This is a genomic window from Enterobacter sp. 50588862, from assembly GCF_001462935.1.
In the GTDB taxonomy this organism is placed as follows: Bacteria; Pseudomonadota; Gammaproteobacteria; order Enterobacterales; family Enterobacteriaceae; genus Enterobacter; species Enterobacter bugandensis.
Map to the genome: position 1 here is coordinate 1 of NZ_LNHM01000022.1, position 16407 is coordinate 16407.

The window sequence follows — 16407 nt, forward strand, 5'->3', positions numbered from 1 at the left end:
TATTCATTTATTGTCCGAAGACATTAAGAATCCATGTCACTTTGAGTGCCCACACAGATTGTCTGATAAATTGTTAAAGAGCAGTGCCGCTTCGTTTTCGCTGCGGCGCGGGGTGTGCATATTACGCCTTCCCGCTTCAGAGTCAAGCCTTTATTTTGCTTTTCTCTGCTGACCCGGCGGCGTGTGTGCCGTTGTTCCGTGTCAGTGGAGGCGCATTATAGGGAGTTATTCTGAAGTGACAAGCACAAAATACAAAAAACTTTTCGTTCGCTCACTTTTCAAACTTAACGCTTATTTAAGTCGCGAATCGCCCGCTAAATGGGCAATTTCCCGCGCAAAACTGGCCACCTGCGACCAGTCGGTATAAACCACTTCTTTATGCGTATCGGTTTCGCCACCCGTCATCTTCATTATCAGGCGGATCATGAAGCGGTCATACCAGCGGTAGCGAGGATAGCGCAGCGCACCGGCAAAGACGGCGCACAGGTCTGGCTGCCACGGCGAGCCGAGCAAAAACTTGCGCGTGTAGCTGTTGGTCTGCGGCGTACGCTTCTCAGCTTTACGGGCAACCAGATTGACCGAGTAAAACGCGCCCGGCAATGTGTTGAGTACCGCCGTATGCTTTTTCACAAAGCGATCCAGCGCCGGATGGAAGTGTCCGTAACGAATGGAGGCGCCAATCACCACGCGATCGTACTCCTGCCAGGCAATCTCCTCCGCGCGATTCAGGTTCACCACATCTGAGTAAATGCCCAGCTCTTTTAATTCCGACGCCAGATACGCGGCAATCTCACGCGTTTGCCCGTCTCGCGTAGAGAAAAGAATCAGTGTTTTCATCAACGGCTCCTTATTCGCGCCAGAATGTTGGGGTAAACAGCACCAGCAGCGTAAAGACCTCAAGACGACCAAACAGCATATTGGCAATAAGGATCCATTTCGCAACCGGGTTCATGCTGGCAAAGTTATCCGCCACAACCCCCAGGCCAGGCCCGAGGTTGTTTAGTGTTGCGACGACGGACGCAAAAGCGGAGAAATCATCCACTCCCGTCGCGATGATAGCCAGCATGCTGACGATAAAGACCAGCGCATACGCCGAGAAGAACCCCCACACCGCTTCGAGGATACGTTCCGGCAGCGCGCGGTTCCCCAGCTTAATGCTGTAGACCGCATTCGGGTGGACCAGGCGCTTCAGCTCACGGTTCCCCTGCTTGAATAGCAGCAGAATACGAATCACCTTCAGACCACCGCCCGTCGACCCGGCGCATCCGCCGATAAACGCGGAGCACAGCAGAAGTACCGGCAGGAACAGCGGCCAGCGCGCGATGCTGTCCGTGGTAAAACCGGCGGTCGTCGCCATCGACACCACCTGGAAAAACGCCTGATTGAGCGTGGTCAGCGCCGAGTTGTAAACATCATGGAACCACAGCACCAGGGTGCAGATGACGACCAGGGTAAGCTGGACGCCAATGAACATGCGGAACTCAGGATCGCGCCAGTACACCTTCAGACTACGTCCGCTCAGTAAAGAGAAGTGCAGGCCGTAGTTACAGCCGGAGATCAGCAGGAAAATCGCAATGATGGTGTTAATCGTTGGGCTGTCGAAGTACCCCACGCTGGCGTCGTGGGTGGAGAACCCGCCAATGGCAATCGTCGCGAAGCTGTGCCCGATAGCATCGAAGGCAGGCATCCCGGCAAACCATAGCGCCAGCGCGCAGGCTACCGTCAGCAGAACATAAATCAGCCACAGGGTTTTCGCCGTCTCGGCAATACGTGGGCGCATCTTGTTGTCTTTCAGCGGCCCCGGCATTTCAGCCCTGTACAGCTGCATCCCCCCGACGCCCAGAATCGGCAGGATGGCCACCGCCAGGACGATGATCCCCATCCCCCCGAACCACTGCAGCATCTGGCGATAAAAGAGAATAGCGTGGGGTAACGAATCCAGCCCCACCAGCGTCGTCGCACCAGTGGTCGTTAAACCAGAAAACGATTCAAAAAAGGCATCCGTGATGCTGAGGTTAGGCTGCTCAGAGAAGATAAAGGGCAGCGAACCGACGCTTCCCAGCACCGTCCAGAACAGGACCACAATCAGAAAGCCTTCGCGAGATTTCAGTTCACCTTTCTGACGACGGTTCGGCCACCACAGCAGCGAGCCGATCGCCAGCGCGACAAAGAAGGTCTGGGTAAAAGCCCGCCCCGCGCCGTCCCGGTAGATAAGCGCCACCAGTCCAGGGAGAATCATCGTCCCCGAAAAGAGTATGACCAGCAGTCCAACGATTCGGGTTATGGCACGAAAATGCATCTCTGCCGCTTCCTTTGGTATTCAAAAAGTGAGGTGGGGATTATTCTTCAATCGGCAGCAATTGCAACGAACCGCGACTGAAATCAGCCAGTTTTGCTGAAAAAGCAGCCAGTTCTGCCTGAGGAAGCGCCACGCGTAATTGCACCATTGCCTGGTAATCACTGTGCGCAATCACGCCGTTAAATTGTTTGAGCAGTGTTTCAATGCCCGATAGCTGAGCGTAATCGCACAATAAAGTATATTCGGTGAGCGGCGTTTTGCGGGTGGTCGTCAGGATATTCAGTGCCTGCTGCACCCCACCGCCATACGCTTTAACCAGCCCGCCCGTGCCCAACAGGATGCCGCCGTAGTAGCGCACCACCACGGCGGTAATTTCACCCACGCCGCTGCCCATCAGCTGGGAGAGCATGGGTTTACCGGCTGTGCCCGCCGGTTCACCGTCGTCGGAAAAACCGAGCTGTTGCGAATCGTCCGGCGGCCCTGCCACCCACGCCACGCAGTGGTGACGTGCGTCAGGGTGCTCCGCGCGAACGGACTCGACAAACGCTTTCGCCGCCTCTACGCCGTCGGTGTGCGCCAGCAGCGTAATAAAGCGGCTTTTCTTGATTTCCTCAACAAAAGTGACCGGTTCAGCCGGTATCAGCCAGCTTTCCATCAGGCCAGCTTCAGGTCTCGCGTCATATTCTCGATACCGTTCTCGTGAACCACCACGTTATCTTCGATACGAATGCCGCCAAACGGTTTCAGCGCGTCGATTTTTTCCCAGTTGAAGTGCTTGCTGAACTGCCCTTCACGCCACGGCGCCAGCAGGGATTCAATAAAGTAGATCCCCGGCTCGATGGTCAATACCATGCGCGGCTCAAGAATACGGGTGCAGCGCAGGTAAGGATATTTAGACGGTGCCGCCAGGTGCGTACCGGTATCATCCTGCATGAAGCCCGCAACGTCGTGAACCTGCAGGCCCAGCGGGTGGCCGATACCGTGCGGCATGAATGGTCCGGTCAGGTCGTTTTCGACCATCGCCTCTTCGCTCATGTCTTTCACAATCTGATGCTTACGCAGCAGTTTAGCAATGCGCTGATGGAACTGGATGTGGTAATCCACGTAGCTGGTTCCGGCCTTCATGGTGCCAATCAACGCCAGCTGTTCGTCGTTTACGTCCTTAATAAGCTGCGCAAAATCGGTATCCGCATTCGCCGCCCAGGTGCGAGTCAGATCGGCCGCATAGCCGTTGTACTCTGCGCCTGCGTCCAGCAGGAAGCTGCGCATCTCAGACGGAACCTGATGATCCAGTTTGGTGTAGTGGAGAACAGACGCATGCTCATTCAGCGCGACGATGTTGCTGTACGGTACGTCGGTGTCACGATGACCGGTTGCGGTCAGGTAGGCCAGGTTGATATCGAACTCGCTCATGCCTGACTGGAACGCTTCGTGCGCGGCGCGGTGACCATTCACCGCCGTTTTTTGCGCTTCACGCATGCAGTAGAGTTCATAGTCGGTTTTATACGCGCGGTAATAGTGCAGGTAATCCAGCACGCCTTTCGGATTGAGTTTGTCTGCCGGAATATCCAGACCGAGCGCACGTTCAGGTACAGGGCCAATGTAGCCGATGTTGCCGCGCGCCGCTGGCAGCTGGCTGCCAATGCCGTCCGCTTTTGGCAGGGCGATCACCTCAATTTCTTCGGTCCAGAAAGAGGTCGGCAGCGGTTCGACGTTGTGCCAGTAATCAACCGGCAGGTAGAACCACAGTTTCGGCTTGTTCACGCCGTCCACCAGCAGCCAGCAATTCGGAACCTGTGTCACCGGCACCCAGGCTTTAAACTGCGGGTTAACCTTAAACGGATAGGCGTGGTCATCAAGAAAAGTATTCATCAGCTCGCCGGAGTGGATCAGAAGAGCATCCAGCTTGAAGCGGGCCAGTACATCGCGGGTACGTTCCTGTAGGGTAACGATATGATTTTTATAAAGCGAAGCCAGTGAGTCCATCATTCTTCCTTTCGTTTTTTTGACCTCAAGTCATCGCATCTTAGCACACCTCACTCCGGCTGCGTGATTTCCACCGACCGTGATCAACGCAGCAATTTCTTAATGAGTAATTTGCATTTTATTAACATAAATTCCACACTCCGTCTCATCTGGTATGACCAGATCCACTTGCTGGATTCAGGAGACTGACATGCTTTACAAAGGCGACACCCTGTACCTCAACTGGCTGGAAGATGGCATTGCCGAACTGGTGTTCGATGCCCCCGGCTCAGTGAATAAGCTTGATACCGCGACGGTGGCCAGTCTTGGCCAGGCGCTGGAAGTACTTGAAAAGCAATCTGAATTAAAAGGGCTGCTGCTGCGTTCGAACAAAGCGGCCTTTATCGTCGGTGCCGATATCACCGAATTCCTTTCGCTGTTCCAGGTTCCGGAAGAACAGCTGAGCCAGTGGCTGCACTTTGCCAACAGCGTCTTTAATCGTCTGGAAGATCTGCCTGTTCCAACGATCTCTGCCGTGAACGGCTACGCGCTGGGCGGCGGCTGCGAGTGCGTGCTGGCGACCGACTACCGTCTGGCGACGCCGGACCTGCGTATCGGCCTGCCGGAAACCAAGCTGGGCATCATGCCGGGCTTTGGCGGTTCCGTGCGTATGCCCCGCATGCTGGGCGCCGACAGCGCCCTGGAAATCATTGCCGCTGGTAAAGACGTGGGTGCAGAACAGGCGCAGAAAATCGGTCTGCTCGACGGCGTCGTGAAACCAGAGAAGCTGGTTGAAGGTGCACTCGCCATTCTGCGTCAGGCGATTAACGGCGACCTCGACTGGAAGGCCAAACGTCAGCCGAAGCTGGAGCCGTTAAAGCTCAGCAAGATTGAAGCCACCATGAGCTTCACCATCGCCAAAGGCATGGTGATGCAGACGGCGGGTAAACACTACCCGGCGCCAATCACGGCGGTGAAAACCATTGAAGCGGCAGCCCGCTTTGGCCGCGACGAAGCCCTGAAGCTGGAAAACCAGAGCTTTGTTCCGCTGGCGCACACCAATGAAGCCCGCGCGCTGGTTGGCATCTTCCTCAACGATCAGTTCGTGAAGGGCAAAGCCAAACAGCTGACCAAAAACGTTGAGACGCCAAAACACGCGGCGGTACTCGGCGCCGGTATTATGGGCGGCGGCATCGCTTACCAGTCGGCCTGGAAAGGCGTGCCGGTAGTGATGAAAGACATCAACGAGAAATCTCTGACGCTGGGCATGACCGAAGCCGCCAAGCTGCTGAATAAACAGCTTGAGCGCGGAAAAATTGACGGGCTGAAGCTCGCAGGCGTGATCTCAACCATCCAGCCTGTGCTGGAATACAGCGGTTTCGACCGTGTGGACGTGGTGGTTGAAGCGGTCGTTGAGAACCCGAAAGTCAAAAAAGCGGTGCTGGCGGAAACGGAAGACAAGGTTCGCCCGGACGCCGTCCTGGCCTCAAACACCTCCACCATCCCCATCAGCGAACTGGCGAGCGTGCTGAAGCGTCCGGAAAACTTCTGCGGAATGCACTTCTTCAACCCGGTACACCGTATGCCACTGGTCGAAGTGATCCGTGGAGAAAAAACCTCTTACGAAACCATCGCTAAAGTCGTGGCGTGGGCAAGCAAGATGGGTAAAACGCCGATCGTCGTTAATGACTGCCCAGGCTTCTTCGTCAACCGCGTGCTGTTCCCGTACTTCGCCGGCTTCAGCCAGCTGCTGCGCGACGGCGCGGACTTCCGCAAAATCGACAAAGTAATGGAAAAACAGTTCGGCTGGCCGATGGGCCCGGCGTATCTGCTGGACGTCGTCGGCATTGATACCGCCCACCACGCGCAGGCCGTCATGGCGGCGGGCTTCCCGCAGCGCATGCAGAAAGATTATCGCGATGCCATTGACGCCCTCTTTGACGCCAACCGCTTCGGACAGAAAAACGGCCTGGGCTTCTGGCGTTATAAAGAAGACAGCAAAGGCAAACCGAAGAAAGAAGAAGATGCGGCGGTGGATGGCCTGCTGGCCGACGTATGCCAGCCGAAACGCGACTTCACCGACGACGAAATTATTGCCCGCATGATGATTCCGATGATCAACGAAGTGGTCCGTTGCCTGGAAGAAGGCATTATCGCCAGCCCGGCAGAAGCGGATATGGCGTTGGTATACGGCCTGGGCTTCCCTCCGTTCCACGGCGGCGCGTTCCGCTGGCTGGATACGCTCGGCAGCGCCCGCTATCTCGATATGGCGCAGCAGTATCAGCACCTCGGTCCGCTTTATGAAGTGCCGGAAGGGCTGCGTAACAAAGCGCGCCATAACGAACCCTACTATCCAGCAGTTGAGCCAGCCCGTCCGGTTGGCGCGCTGAAAACGGCTTAAGGAGTCACAATGGAAAAGGTTGTCATTGTTGATGCGATTCGCACCCCGATGGGCCGTTCAAAAGGCGGTGCGTTCCGTAACGTGCGAGCGGAAGATCTCTCCGCGCACCTGATGCGTAGCCTGCTGGCGCGTAACCCGGCGCTGGACCCAGCAGCGCTCGACGATATCTACTGGGGCTGCGTGCAGCAAACGCTGGAGCAGGGCTTCAACATCGCCCGCAACGCGTCGCTGCTGGCGGAGATCCCGCATTCGGTTCCGGCGGTCACCGTCAACCGCCTGTGCGGTTCGTCGATGCAGGCCCTGCACGACGCGGCGCGCATGATCATGACCGGCGATGCGCAGGCCTGTCTGGTCGGCGGCGTTGAACACATGGGCCATGTGCCGATGAGCCACGGGGTCGATTTCCATCCGGGCATGAGCCGCAACGTGGCGAAAGCCGCAGGCATGATGGGCCTTACCGCCGAGATGCTCTCCCGCCTGCACGGCATCAGTCGTGAAATGCAGGATGCTTTTGCCGCGCGCTCTCACGCCCGCGCCTGGGCCGCCACGCAGTCCGGTGCCTTCAAGAATGAGATCATCCCGACCGGGGGCCACGATGCAGACGGCGTACTGAAGCAGTTTAGCTACGACGAAGTCATTCGTCCGGAAACGACGGTCGAAGCGCTTTCTACCCTGCGTCCGGCATTTGATCCGGTCACCGGTACGGTAACGGCAGGGACGTCGTCGGCGCTATCCGACGGTGCCGCCGCGATGCTGGTGATGAGCGAAAGCCGTGCCCGTGAATTGGGCCAGACGCCACGCGCTCGCGTGCGTTCGATGGCGGTGGTGGGCTGCGATCCTTCAATCATGGGTTACGGCCCGGTTCCGGCCTCGAAGCTGGCGCTGAAAAAAGCGGGCTTAACTGCCAGCGATATCGATCTGTTCGAGATGAACGAAGCGTTTGCCGCACAGATCCTGCCGTGCATTAAAGATCTGGGGCTGATGGAGCAGATCGACGAGAAGATTAACCTCAACGGCGGCGCGATCGCCCTCGGTCACCCGCTGGGCTGTTCCGGGGCGCGTATCAGCACGACGCTGATTAACCTGATGGAACGCAAAGATGCCCAGTTTGGTCTGGCAACGATGTGTATCGGCCTGGGTCAGGGTATCGCGACGGTGTTTGAGAGAGTGTAAGTAAGGAAAAGTATCTCAAAGCCAATGACGTCAGAACAAGGCGGCAAGCGAGCGAATCCCGATGAGCTTACATTAGTAAGTGATTCGGGTGAACGAGCGCAGCCAACGCAGTTATGGCGTCATTGGCGAAGAGAGACAGTTTAGTTGCCGTTCTTCCCGCCTGTCAGGGGCGGGTTTTTTATTTAAATGAAGGCAAACGCATCGCCAAACAGGCGATCTTCACGCGCATCGCGTTCGTTACAGAACAGGTCGCGGGCAATTTTCGCCATCTCAAAACGGCCTGCAATGTAGATATCATGTCCCGCCAGCGTGCCGTGATCCTGCAGTACCGCCGTCAGCACCGTCCCGCTACGTCCACGCCAGCCCTCTTCCGGCTGCTCGACCACTGGCTCAATGCGCAGGTTAGGATGGTTAACGCTCAGCGCTTCCAGTTCAGACAGGTCGTACAGGTGCTTCTCTTCGCGGCCGCCCCAGTAGATGGTGATGTCACGGTCTGGATTACGCGCCAGCGCGGTCAACAGAATAGAGCGCACATAGGAGAAGCCCGTACCGCCCGCGATCAGAATCAGCGGACGGTCTTCGTCATCACGCAACCACGCGTCGCCGTGAGGAATGTCGACCACAATCTCACGCTCTTTCAGGATGCGGTCCATCACGGCCATCGCGTACAGGTTAAGCTCAGACGCACCAATATGCAGCTCAATAAATTCCTGCTCTGCTGGCGTAGAGGCCATAGAGAAAGGACGCTTATCACGCTCATCCATCACCACCATCAGGTACTGGCCGGCACGGAATGAGAATGCCGCTTCAGGAACCAAACGGACGCGATATACGGTGTCGGTAATAGCATCTACCGACGTCACTTTACAGCTTAAGGTTGTCATTCGCTCTCTCTGTCGGGAAGTCTATAGGGCTTAACGGTCAGCTCAGGGTTTACCGTTATTCATTATGGCCAGTTCGTCCCAGATCGCGTCAATTCGCGCGGTCACAGCAGGATCTTTTTTGATCGGGCGACCCCATTCACGGTCGGTTTCGCCAGGCCATTTATTTGTGGCATCCAGTCCCATCTTTGAGCCAAGACCGGAAACCGGCGAGGCAAAATCCAGATAATCTATCGGCGTATTTTCGACTAACACCGTATCACGCGCAGGATCCATTCGCGTGGTTATCGCCCAGATAACATCGTTCCAGTCACGGGCGTTAACGTCATCATCGCAGACAATAACAAATTTGGTATACATAAACTGGCGCAGGAAAGACCATACGCCCATCATCACGCGTTTAGCATGTCCGGGATACTGCTTCTTCATCGTGACCACCGCCATGCGATACGAGCATCCTTCAGGCGGCAGATAAAAATCAACGATTTCCGGGAACTGCTTTTGCAGGATCGGCACAAATACTTCGTTCAGTGCCACGCCGAGCACCGCCGGTTCATCCGGTGGGCGGCCAGTATAGGTGGAGTGATAAATCGCATCTTCACGTTGAGTAACATGCGTGACGGTAAACACCGGGAAGTTATCCACTTCGTTGTAATAGCCGGTATGGTCGCCGTATGGGCCCTCTGGCGCCATTTCACCCTGCTCAATGTAACCTTCCAGCACAATTTCGGCGCTGGCCGGCACTTCGAGATCGTTGGAGATACACTTCACGACCTCGGTTTTAGTCCCGCGCAGCAGGCCAGCAAACGCATATTCAGAGAGCGTATCCGGTACGGGCGTGACCGCCCCCAGAATGGTGGCCGGATCGGCACCTAACGCGACAGACACCGGGAACCGTTCACCCGGATGTGCAGCACACCACTCCTGGAAATCCAGCGCGCCGCCGCGGTGCGACAGCCAGCGCATGATGAGCTTATTCTTGCCAATCAGCTGCTGGCGATAAATACCGAGGTTTTGCCGCTCTTTATGCGGTCCGCGCGTCACGGTGAGGCCCCAGGTGATCAGCGGCGCAGCATCTTCAGGCCAGCACTGCATGATAGGGATTTTGGTGAGATCCACCGCATCGCCTTCCAGCACTTTCTGCTGACACGGCGCGCCGCGCAGGCGTTTGGTGGGCATGTTCAACACCTGCTTAAACTGCGGCAGCTTATCGAACAGATCGCGGAAACCTTTCGGTGGCTCAGGCTCTTTCAGAAATGCCAGCAGTTTCCCCACTTCACGCAGCGCGGTAACGTCTTCCTGCCCCATTCCCAGCGCGACACGACGCGGGGTGCCAAACAGGTTGCACAGCACCGGCATTGAGTAACCTTTTGGATTTTCAAACAGTAATGCAGGGCCACCGGCACGCAGGGTGCGGTCAGCAATTTCTGTCATTTCCAGATAAGGATCAACAGGAAGTGTAATGCGTTTCAGTTCACCCTGCTTTTCCAGCAGCGTCAGGAAGTCGCGGAGATCGTGGTATTTCATGCAGTTAGTCATGGCCTCTCTGTAAGCGCTTCATTATACGGCGTAAGCCTGCTTGATGCTGTAATTTTGTTAAATTAGCGTGAACTTATCCGCTGTGTTCGAATTTCCCCCATTATAATCAACTTAGCGATCCCTCCAGGGTTTTGATATGCTTGCGCCCCGAACTAAGGGAAAGAGTGATTATGCAGGCCTGGTATTTACTGTATTGCAAACGCGGGCAACTTCAGCGCGCGCAGGAACATCTTGAACGTCAGTCTGTAAATTGTCTGACACCCGTGATCACGCTTGAAAAAATGCAGCGCGGGAAGCGCACAACCGTCAGTGAGCCTTTATTCCCGAACTATCTGTTCGTGGAGTTCGACCCTGAGGTGATCCACACCACTACCATCAGCGCAACGCGCGGCGTCAGCCACTTCGTTCGTTTTGGTGCCCACCCGGCAACCGTTCCGTCGACCGTCATTCATCAGCTGTCTGTTTATCAACAGCCTGAAGGGATCACCGACCCGGAAACCCCTTACGCGGGTGATAGCGTCGTCATTACCGAAGGCGCATTCGAAGGCCTGCAGGCGATTTTCGCCGAGCCGGACGGTGAAGCGCGCTCCATGCTGTTGCTCAATCTGCTGAACAAGCAGGTGCTGCAGAGCGTGAAAAACACCGACTTCCGCAAAGTTTAAACGTTTATCCCGAACAGGCGACGCACGTTGTCATCCGTCTGCGCGGAAAGCCAGTGCGGATCCTCTCCGCGCCAGTGCGCTACGCGCTCAACAATGTGCCCCAGCAAGGCGGGCTCGTTTCGCCGCGATGCCGGTTTGGGCTTCATATCTCGCGGCAGCAGGTATGGCGCATCGGTTTCAAGAAGCAAACGGTCTGCCGGGATTATCGGCAGCAGCTCGCGAAGCTCAAGCCCGCGGCGCTCATCACACACCCAACCGGTGATCCCCAGATACAAACCGCGGTTCAGGCAATCCAGCGCTTCCTGGCGAGACCCGGTGAAGCAGTGGAGCACTGCGCCGGGCAGTTTATCCAGCCACGGGTCCAGCAGTGCGAGAAAACGTTCATGCGCATCGCGACAGTGCATAAAGACGGGCATTTGAAGCTCTGCCGCCAGCACAAGCTGGGCAGTGAACGCCTTTTCCTGTTCTTCAGGCGTGGAGAAGTTGCGGTTAAAATCGAGCCCGCACTCGCCAATAGCCACCACCTCTGCCGTTTTTGCCAGCGTGCGCAGGGTTTCTGCGCTCTCAGCCGTCCACTGGCTGCTGTCATGAGGGTGGACGCCGGCGGTTGACCAGCAGTGTTGATAGCGTTGCGCCAACAGCAGCGCCTGCTCGCTCTCATGCAGGTTGGTCCCGGTCAGGAGCAGCCCTTTTACGCCAGCCTCAAAAGCACGCGCAACCACCTCGTCACGATCTTTCGCAAACTGCGAGCTGGTCAGGTTGAGTCCGATATCAAACATGCGATTCCCCATAGAACAACCGCCCTGACGGGCGGCTGGTTTTACTCTTCAGTGGTCTTTTCGGACGCATCGTCTTCATCGTCCGACCGGCGTCCTTTTCCCACGTAGAAACGCGAGAAGAATACGCCAACCTCAAACAGGCAGTACATCGGTATTGCCAGCAGCGTTTGTGAGAAGACGTCCGGCGGCGTCAGCAGCATGCCGACTACGAAGGCGCCCACCAGAATATAGGGACGCTTCTTACGCAGGTCATCAGGGGTGGTTACCCCAACCCAGCAGAGCAGCACAATGGCCACCGGCACTTCAAACGCCACACCGAACGCCATAAACAGCGCCATCACAAAGCTGAGGTAGCTGGCGATATCCGTCGATACCTGAACCCCTTCCGGCGCGGTATGCGTCAGGAAGCCAAAGGCTAGCGGGAAGACAACGAAGTAGGCAAACGCCATGCCGATATAGAACAGCAGCGAACTGGAGACCAGCAGCGGGATCACCAGTTTACGTTCGTGCCTGTACAGTGCTGGCGCCACAAATGCCCATACCTGATAAAGGATGACGGGTGCAGACGCAATCAACGACACCCAGAAGGTGAGCTTAATCGGGGTGAAAAACGGTGATGCAACGTCTGTTGCAATCATAGTTGCCCCCAGCGGCATCTGCTTGATCAGCGGCGCAGAAACCACCTGATAAATATCGTTGGCGAAATAGACCAGGCACAGGAATATGAGGAATACCGCAATAATGCAGTTTAACAGGCGCTTACGCAGCTCAATCAGGTGCGTAATAAGCGGTTGAGTATCATCTACTGCCATGGTTACGCTTTATCACTCGACGAGGGGGATGATTCGGAAACGGGCGCAGCGGGTTTCGCTTCAGCCGCTTTTACAACCGGCTCTTCCGGCTGCGCCTGTTTTTTCAGTTCAGTTTCCTGCGGCGTTTGTTCAGGCGCTGCGGCCTGGTGCTCCGCACTCGCTGGCGTCACGCCCTCACGCTGCGCTTCGCTGTCCTTCACCACCGGGTTATGAATAGTGTTCGCTTCATCGCTCGCTTTTTCAGGATCGTTAACGCTGTAAGAGCGCTTCATGGATTCCGCCGCTTCGCGCAGCTCATCCATTGAGGCTTTCAGTTCCGGCGTCAGGTTATCCATGCTCGCCTTCTCAACCTTTTTCAGGCTTTCCTGAAATTCCTGCAGCTTAAGTTCCTGCGCCAGCTCGTTCTGAACGGTCGAAGCCAGCGATCTTAGCGCTCGAACCCAGCCCACAACGGTTTTCACCGCTACCGGCAGACGCTGCGGTCCCAGCACAATCAGACCAATCACAAAGACCAGCAGCAGCTCACTAAAACCAATGTCGAACACGACTTACACCTGCTCTTTATCGTGGCGTTTAGCGTCTTCCTTTTTGGCATCTTCCTGCTTATCGGAGATGGATTTAGCAGTAAAGTCAGCGTCCTGGCTGGTTTTATCCTGCTTGCTCTCATCATCGCTCATTGCTTTCTTGAAGCCTTTGATAGACGCGCCCAGATCGGAACCAATAGAACCGAGCTTTTTGGTGCCAAACAGCAGCACAACGATGACGGCAATAATGACTAATTGCCAGATACTGATACCACCCATACATATTCCTCAGGGATAGATGATTAATTGGTCAGGTCGCATTATACGTATGCGACCTGTCGATGGCGATGCAAACTCAGCGCGTTTTTCTCCATCCTGCAAGCCAGACAACAACCCCGCCAGCCATCAGCCAGGCGGGCATCATCTGCCAGTCAGGACGGTTGATCAGCAGCAACGTACCGCTCAGCAGCAGCGTTGCGCCAATGCCAAAGAGGTAGCGTGACTGTCCCTGGCGCACACGGCTGGACTGAAGCTCGCGGGCGATTTTATCCATGCTGTGCTGAAGATTCTTGCTCTGACGCAAACTGTCGTAAACCAGTTCAGGAATTTCAGGCATTTTTTCGATCCAGAACGGTCCTTTCTCTTTCAGCGAACGCACCAGCGCTGGAAGGCCAACCTGATCCTTAATCCAGGATTCCAGGAAAGGTTTAGCCGTCTTCCACAAGTCTAACTGAGGATAGAGTTGTCGACCTACACCCTCAACGTAAAGTAATGTTTTCTGAAGTAAAACTAACTGTGGCTGAACTTCCATATTAAAGCGGCGGGCCGTATTGAACAGGTTTAACAGCACGTGTCCAAAAGAGATCTCTGCCAGCGGTTTTTCAAAAATCGGTTCGCAAACGGTACGGATAGCAAACTCGAACTCTTCGACGTTGGTGTCTGGCGGAACCCAGCCGGAATCCACATGCAGCTCGGCCACCTTACGGTAGTCGCGGTTGAAGAAGGCGATGAAGTTCTCAGCCAGATAACGTTTATCTTCTTTATTCAGCGAGCCCACAATTCCGCAGTCGATACCGATGTATTTCGGATCCTCAGGATGCTCATAGCTCACGAAGATATTGCCCGGATGCATGTCCGCATGGAAAAAACTGTCGCGGAATACCTGAGTAAAGAAGACCTGCACGCCACGTTCGGCCAGCAGCTTCATGTTCGTTCCCTGCTTCTCCAGGGCCACCACATCCGAAACCGGAATACCGTAGATGCGCTCCATGACCATCATGTTCTGGCTGCAATAGTCAGAATAGACTTCAGGCACGTACAGCATCGGGCTGTTTTCAAAATTGCGGCGCAGCTGAATGGCGTTTGCCGATTCACGCAGCAGATTAAGCTCATCAATCAGCGTTTTTTCATATTCCCGCACCACTTCCATCGGGCGCAGTCGACGGCCGTCCGGCAGCAGACGCGGAACCCAACGCGCCAGACGATAAATTAGCTTCATGTCGGCTTTGATAATCGGCAGGATATCCGGGCGGATCACCTTGATCACCACCTCTTTGCCGTTCTCTTTCAGACGCGCAGTGTGCACCTGAGCGATAGAAGCCGACGCCAGCGGTTCTATTTCGAAATCGTCAAACCAGGTTTCAACGGGAAGGTTACCCATCGCCTCCTCGATCTGTTTCTTCGCTCTCACCCCGTCAAACGGGGCGACACGGTCCTGCAGCATCGCCAGTTCATCGGCAATGTGCGGCGGGAAGAGATCGCGGCGAGTTGAGAGCATCTGTCCGAACTTAATCCATACCGGGCCGAGCTGCTGCAGCGCCAGACGCAGGCGTTCACCCAGCGGCTGACCTTTATGGCGATTTGGCATCCAGAACAGCGTCCGCCGCCAGATCCTGAGCGGCAGCGTGATACGCATTTTGGGGATGAGCTCGTCGAGCCCGTAACTCAAAAAGGTGTGGATGATAAAATAGAGGCGCCGAATTTCACCAGGCGTCATTTGCCCTCCAGTTTTTCCAGCCGTTTGCTTAGGGCATCAACCGCACGTTCAACCGCGGCCGTCTCTTCTGCGAACCACGCAACTTCCAGCGGCCCGGGCGCCATGCGCCACTCCTCGGTCAGTACTTCTGCGGCATAACGCTGTTGGCGTTGCAGATTTTTGCGCAGGAACGCCGTGCCGCCATGAATAACTTTCCCGATCCCTTCAGCGGCGATGTCGCCAATAAAAGGCGCCAGCAGCTCTGCCGGGTCAAACTCAGCCAGATCGCTGAGCGCAACGAAGTTCTGCACGACCTGGATGTCGCCTTCCACTTCCAGCTCACCGCTGCGGATAAGCGCCGTTAATTGCTGGCGATCGCGCAGTTTTGGCAGCACGCTCATATGGGTAATGACCGAGCAATCAGCTTCACCTTCCCACTCACCCAGAACGTCAAGCTGACGTTCGCTGAAAACCAGCACGAGCGGCGTCGAGAACTCTTTTAACACAATGCGCAGTACCTTCCCGTTTAGCCGCTGACGTGCGGCTTTCAGCGCCGGAGCGCGATACAGGAAGGCATTCAGCACATTCTCGATGCCTGCGGTGACTAAGGGTTTAAAGGGCACGGGACACCTCCACTCAGAATTTGTAACCGCGATGCAGCGCGACGACACCCGCCGTCATGTTGAAGTACTCAACGTTCTCAAATTCCGCATCCTGCATCATGGCTTTTAAGGTGTCCTGATCCGGATGCATGCGAATTGATTCCGCCAGATAGCGATAGCTTTCCGCGTCGTTTGCCACCAGTTCGCCAATACGCGGCAGCACGTGGAAGGAATAGGCGTCGTAGGCTTTGCTCAGCGGGTCGATAATCGGTTTAGAGAACTCGAGCACCAGCAGGCGTCCACCCGGCTTCAGCACGCGGTACATGGAGCGCAGCGCTTTTTCTTTATCAGTGACGTTACGCAGACCGAAGGAAATCGTGATGCAGTCAAAAGTATTGTCCGGGAACGGCAGCGCTTCGGCGTTGGCCTGCACGTATTCCACGTTACCCACCACGCCGATGTTACGCAGCTTTTCGCGTCCCATTTTAAGCATGGAGTCATTAATATCAGCCAGTACAACGCGACCGGTTTCGCCCACCAGACGGGAGAATTTCGCCGTCAGATCGCCCGTACCGCCAGCCAGATCGAGAACCGTTTGTCCACGACGCACACCGCTGCAGTCGATGGTGAAGCGCTTCCACAAGCGATGAATGCCGAACGACATCAAGTCATTCATCACATCGTACTTCGCCGCCACGGAATGAAATACGTGGGCCACCATGTCAGCTTTCTGCGCTTTGGCTACAGTCTGAAAGCCAAAGTGCGTCGTGTCTTGTGAATCGTCAACCATTTCAG

16 protein-coding genes are annotated in these 16407 nt (G+C 55.8%); 3 read left to right on the forward strand and 13 right to left on the reverse strand.

The window, feature by feature from the left end; all coding sequences use genetic code 11:
- Positions 1-291: 291 nt before the first annotated feature.
- From hemG to pepQ, 4 genes are read right to left on the reverse strand one after another with little or no spacing between them, the layout of a single operon-like run.
- Positions 292-837 carry a menaquinone-dependent protoporphyrinogen IX dehydrogenase gene (gene hemG / locus APT89_RS11180; RefSeq protein WP_047362642.1) on the reverse strand — a complete coding sequence of 182 codons (546 nt, stop codon included), beginning with the start codon at positions 835-837 and terminating at the stop codon, positions 292-294.
- A gap of 10 nt (positions 838-847) precedes the next feature.
- Complete coding sequence (trkH, locus tag APT89_RS11185; RefSeq protein WP_013099227.1) at positions 848-2299, reverse strand: Trk system potassium transporter TrkH; 1452 nt, start codon at positions 2297-2299, stop codon at positions 848-850.
- Positions 2300-2339: 40 nt separating this feature from the next.
- Positions 2340-2954, reverse strand: a complete 615-nt coding sequence (locus APT89_RS11190; protein ID WP_041911843.1) for an IMPACT family protein — start codon at positions 2952-2954, stop codon at positions 2340-2342.
- A complete protein-coding gene (gene pepQ / locus APT89_RS11195; RefSeq protein WP_028014769.1) occupies positions 2954-4285 on the reverse strand; it encodes a Xaa-Pro dipeptidase in 1332 nt (443 codons plus the stop codon). The genes APT89_RS11190 and pepQ overlap by 1 nt, the downstream gene beginning before the upstream one ends.
- Before the next feature lie 190 nt (positions 4286-4475).
- On the opposite strand from pepQ, the gene fadB reads away from it, so the two are divergent.
- Positions 4476-6665 (forward strand): fatty acid oxidation complex subunit alpha FadB, encoded by a 2190-nt coding sequence (gene fadB, locus APT89_RS11200; protein WP_060572374.1) that lies wholly within the window; start codon positions 4476-4478, stop codon positions 6663-6665.
- Positions 6666-6674: 9 nt separating this feature from the next.
- Positions 6675-7838, forward strand: a complete 1164-nt coding sequence (gene fadA, locus APT89_RS11205) for an acetyl-CoA C-acyltransferase FadA (RefSeq protein WP_041911841.1) — start codon at positions 6675-6677, stop codon at positions 7836-7838.
- 182 nt (positions 7839-8020) lie between these two features.
- Here the strand turns inward: fadA and fre are convergent, their stop codons facing one another.
- Together fre and ubiD are read right to left on the reverse strand one after the other, a co-directional pair.
- A complete protein-coding gene (gene fre, locus APT89_RS11210) occupies positions 8021-8722 on the reverse strand; it encodes an NAD(P)H-flavin reductase (RefSeq protein WP_028014772.1) in 702 nt (233 codons plus the stop codon).
- Positions 8723-8764: 42 nt separating this feature from the next.
- Complete coding sequence (gene ubiD, locus APT89_RS11215) at positions 8765-10258, reverse strand: 4-hydroxy-3-polyprenylbenzoate decarboxylase (RefSeq protein WP_028014773.1); 1494 nt, start codon at positions 10256-10258, stop codon at positions 8765-8767.
- Positions 10259-10428: 170 nt separating this feature from the next.
- Between ubiD and rfaH the strand changes: the two genes are divergently transcribed.
- Complete coding sequence (gene rfaH, locus APT89_RS11220) at positions 10429-10920, forward strand: transcription/translation regulatory transformer protein RfaH (RefSeq protein WP_020882871.1); 492 nt, start codon at positions 10429-10431, stop codon at positions 10918-10920.
- Here the strand turns inward: rfaH and tatD are convergent.
- From tatD to ubiE, 7 genes are all read right to left on the reverse strand, one after another.
- On the reverse strand, positions 10917-11699 hold the full coding sequence (tatD, locus tag APT89_RS11225; protein WP_041911840.1) for a 3'-5' ssDNA/RNA exonuclease TatD: 783 nt from the start codon (positions 11697-11699) through the stop codon (positions 10917-10919). The genes rfaH and tatD overlap by 4 nt on opposite strands.
- 41 nt (positions 11700-11740) lie before the next feature.
- On the reverse strand, positions 11741-12511 hold the full coding sequence (gene tatC, locus APT89_RS11230; protein WP_028014775.1) for a Sec-independent protein translocase subunit TatC: 771 nt from the start codon (positions 12509-12511) through the stop codon (positions 11741-11743).
- 2 nt (positions 12512-12513) lie between these two features.
- A complete protein-coding gene (gene tatB, locus APT89_RS11235) occupies positions 12514-13056 on the reverse strand; it encodes a Sec-independent protein translocase protein TatB (RefSeq protein WP_028014776.1) in 543 nt (180 codons plus the stop codon).
- Positions 13057-13059: 3 nt separating this feature from the next.
- Entirely contained in the window at positions 13060-13314 is a 255-nt protein-coding gene (tatA, locus tag APT89_RS11240; protein WP_013099238.1) for a Sec-independent protein translocase subunit TatA, read from the reverse strand.
- A gap of 76 nt (positions 13315-13390) precedes the next feature.
- Positions 13391-15031 (reverse strand): ubiquinone biosynthesis regulatory protein kinase UbiB, encoded by a 1641-nt coding sequence (gene ubiB / locus APT89_RS11245; protein WP_047362643.1) that lies wholly within the window; start codon positions 15029-15031, stop codon positions 13391-13393.
- Positions 15028-15633 carry a ubiquinone biosynthesis protein UbiJ gene (gene ubiJ / locus APT89_RS11250; RefSeq protein ID WP_028014778.1) on the reverse strand — a complete coding sequence of 202 codons (606 nt, stop codon included), beginning with the start codon at positions 15631-15633 and terminating at the stop codon, positions 15028-15030. The genes ubiB and ubiJ overlap by 4 nt, the downstream gene beginning before the upstream one ends.
- Before the next feature lie 13 nt (positions 15634-15646).
- Positions 15647-16402 carry a bifunctional demethylmenaquinone methyltransferase/2-methoxy-6-polyprenyl-1,4-benzoquinol methylase UbiE gene (gene ubiE, locus APT89_RS11255; protein WP_028014779.1) on the reverse strand — a complete coding sequence of 252 codons (756 nt, stop codon included), beginning with the start codon at positions 16400-16402 and terminating at the stop codon, positions 15647-15649.
- Positions 16403-16407: the final 5 nt, after the last annotated feature.

Coding starts and splice junctions, on each gene's coding strand:
- tatC (WP_028014775.1), bottom strand. CDS start 12,511: ATGGCAGTAGATGATACTCAACCGCTTATTACGCACCTGATTGAGCTG.
- pepQ (WP_028014769.1), bottom strand. CDS start 4,285: ATGGACTCACTGGCTTCGCTTTATAAAAATCATATCGTTACCCTACAG.
- APT89_RS11190 (WP_041911843.1), bottom strand. CDS start 2,954: ATGGAAAGCTGGCTGATACCGGCTGAACCGGTCACTTTTGTTGAGGAA.
- tatA (WP_013099238.1), bottom strand. CDS start 13,314: ATGGGTGGTATCAGTATCTGGCAATTAGTCATTATTGCCGTCATCGTT.
- ubiD (WP_028014773.1), bottom strand. CDS start 10,258: ATGACTAACTGCATGAAATACCACGATCTCCGCGACTTCCTGACGCTG.
- fadA (WP_041911841.1), top strand. CDS start 6,675: ATGGAAAAGGTTGTCATTGTTGATGCGATTCGCACCCCGATGGGCCGT.
- fre (WP_028014772.1), bottom strand. CDS start 8,722: ATGACAACCTTAAGCTGTAAAGTGACGTCGGTAGATGCTATTACCGAC.
- ubiE (WP_028014779.1), bottom strand. CDS start 16,402: ATGGTTGACGATTCACAAGACACGACGCACTTTGGCTTTCAGACTGTA.
- hemG (WP_047362642.1), bottom strand. CDS start 837: ATGAAAACACTGATTCTTTTCTCTACGCGAGACGGGCAAACGCGTGAG.
- trkH (WP_013099227.1), bottom strand. CDS start 2,299: ATGCATTTTCGTGCCATAACCCGAATCGTTGGACTGCTGGTCATACTC.
- ubiB (WP_047362643.1), bottom strand. CDS start 15,031: ATGACGCCTGGTGAAATTCGGCGCCTCTATTTTATCATCCACACCTTT.
- tatD (WP_041911840.1), bottom strand. CDS start 11,699: ATGTTTGATATCGGACTCAACCTGACCAGCTCGCAGTTTGCGAAAGAT.
- fadB (WP_060572374.1), top strand. CDS start 4,476: ATGCTTTACAAAGGCGACACCCTGTACCTCAACTGGCTGGAAGATGGC.
- rfaH (WP_020882871.1), top strand. CDS start 10,429: ATGCAGGCCTGGTATTTACTGTATTGCAAACGCGGGCAACTTCAGCGC.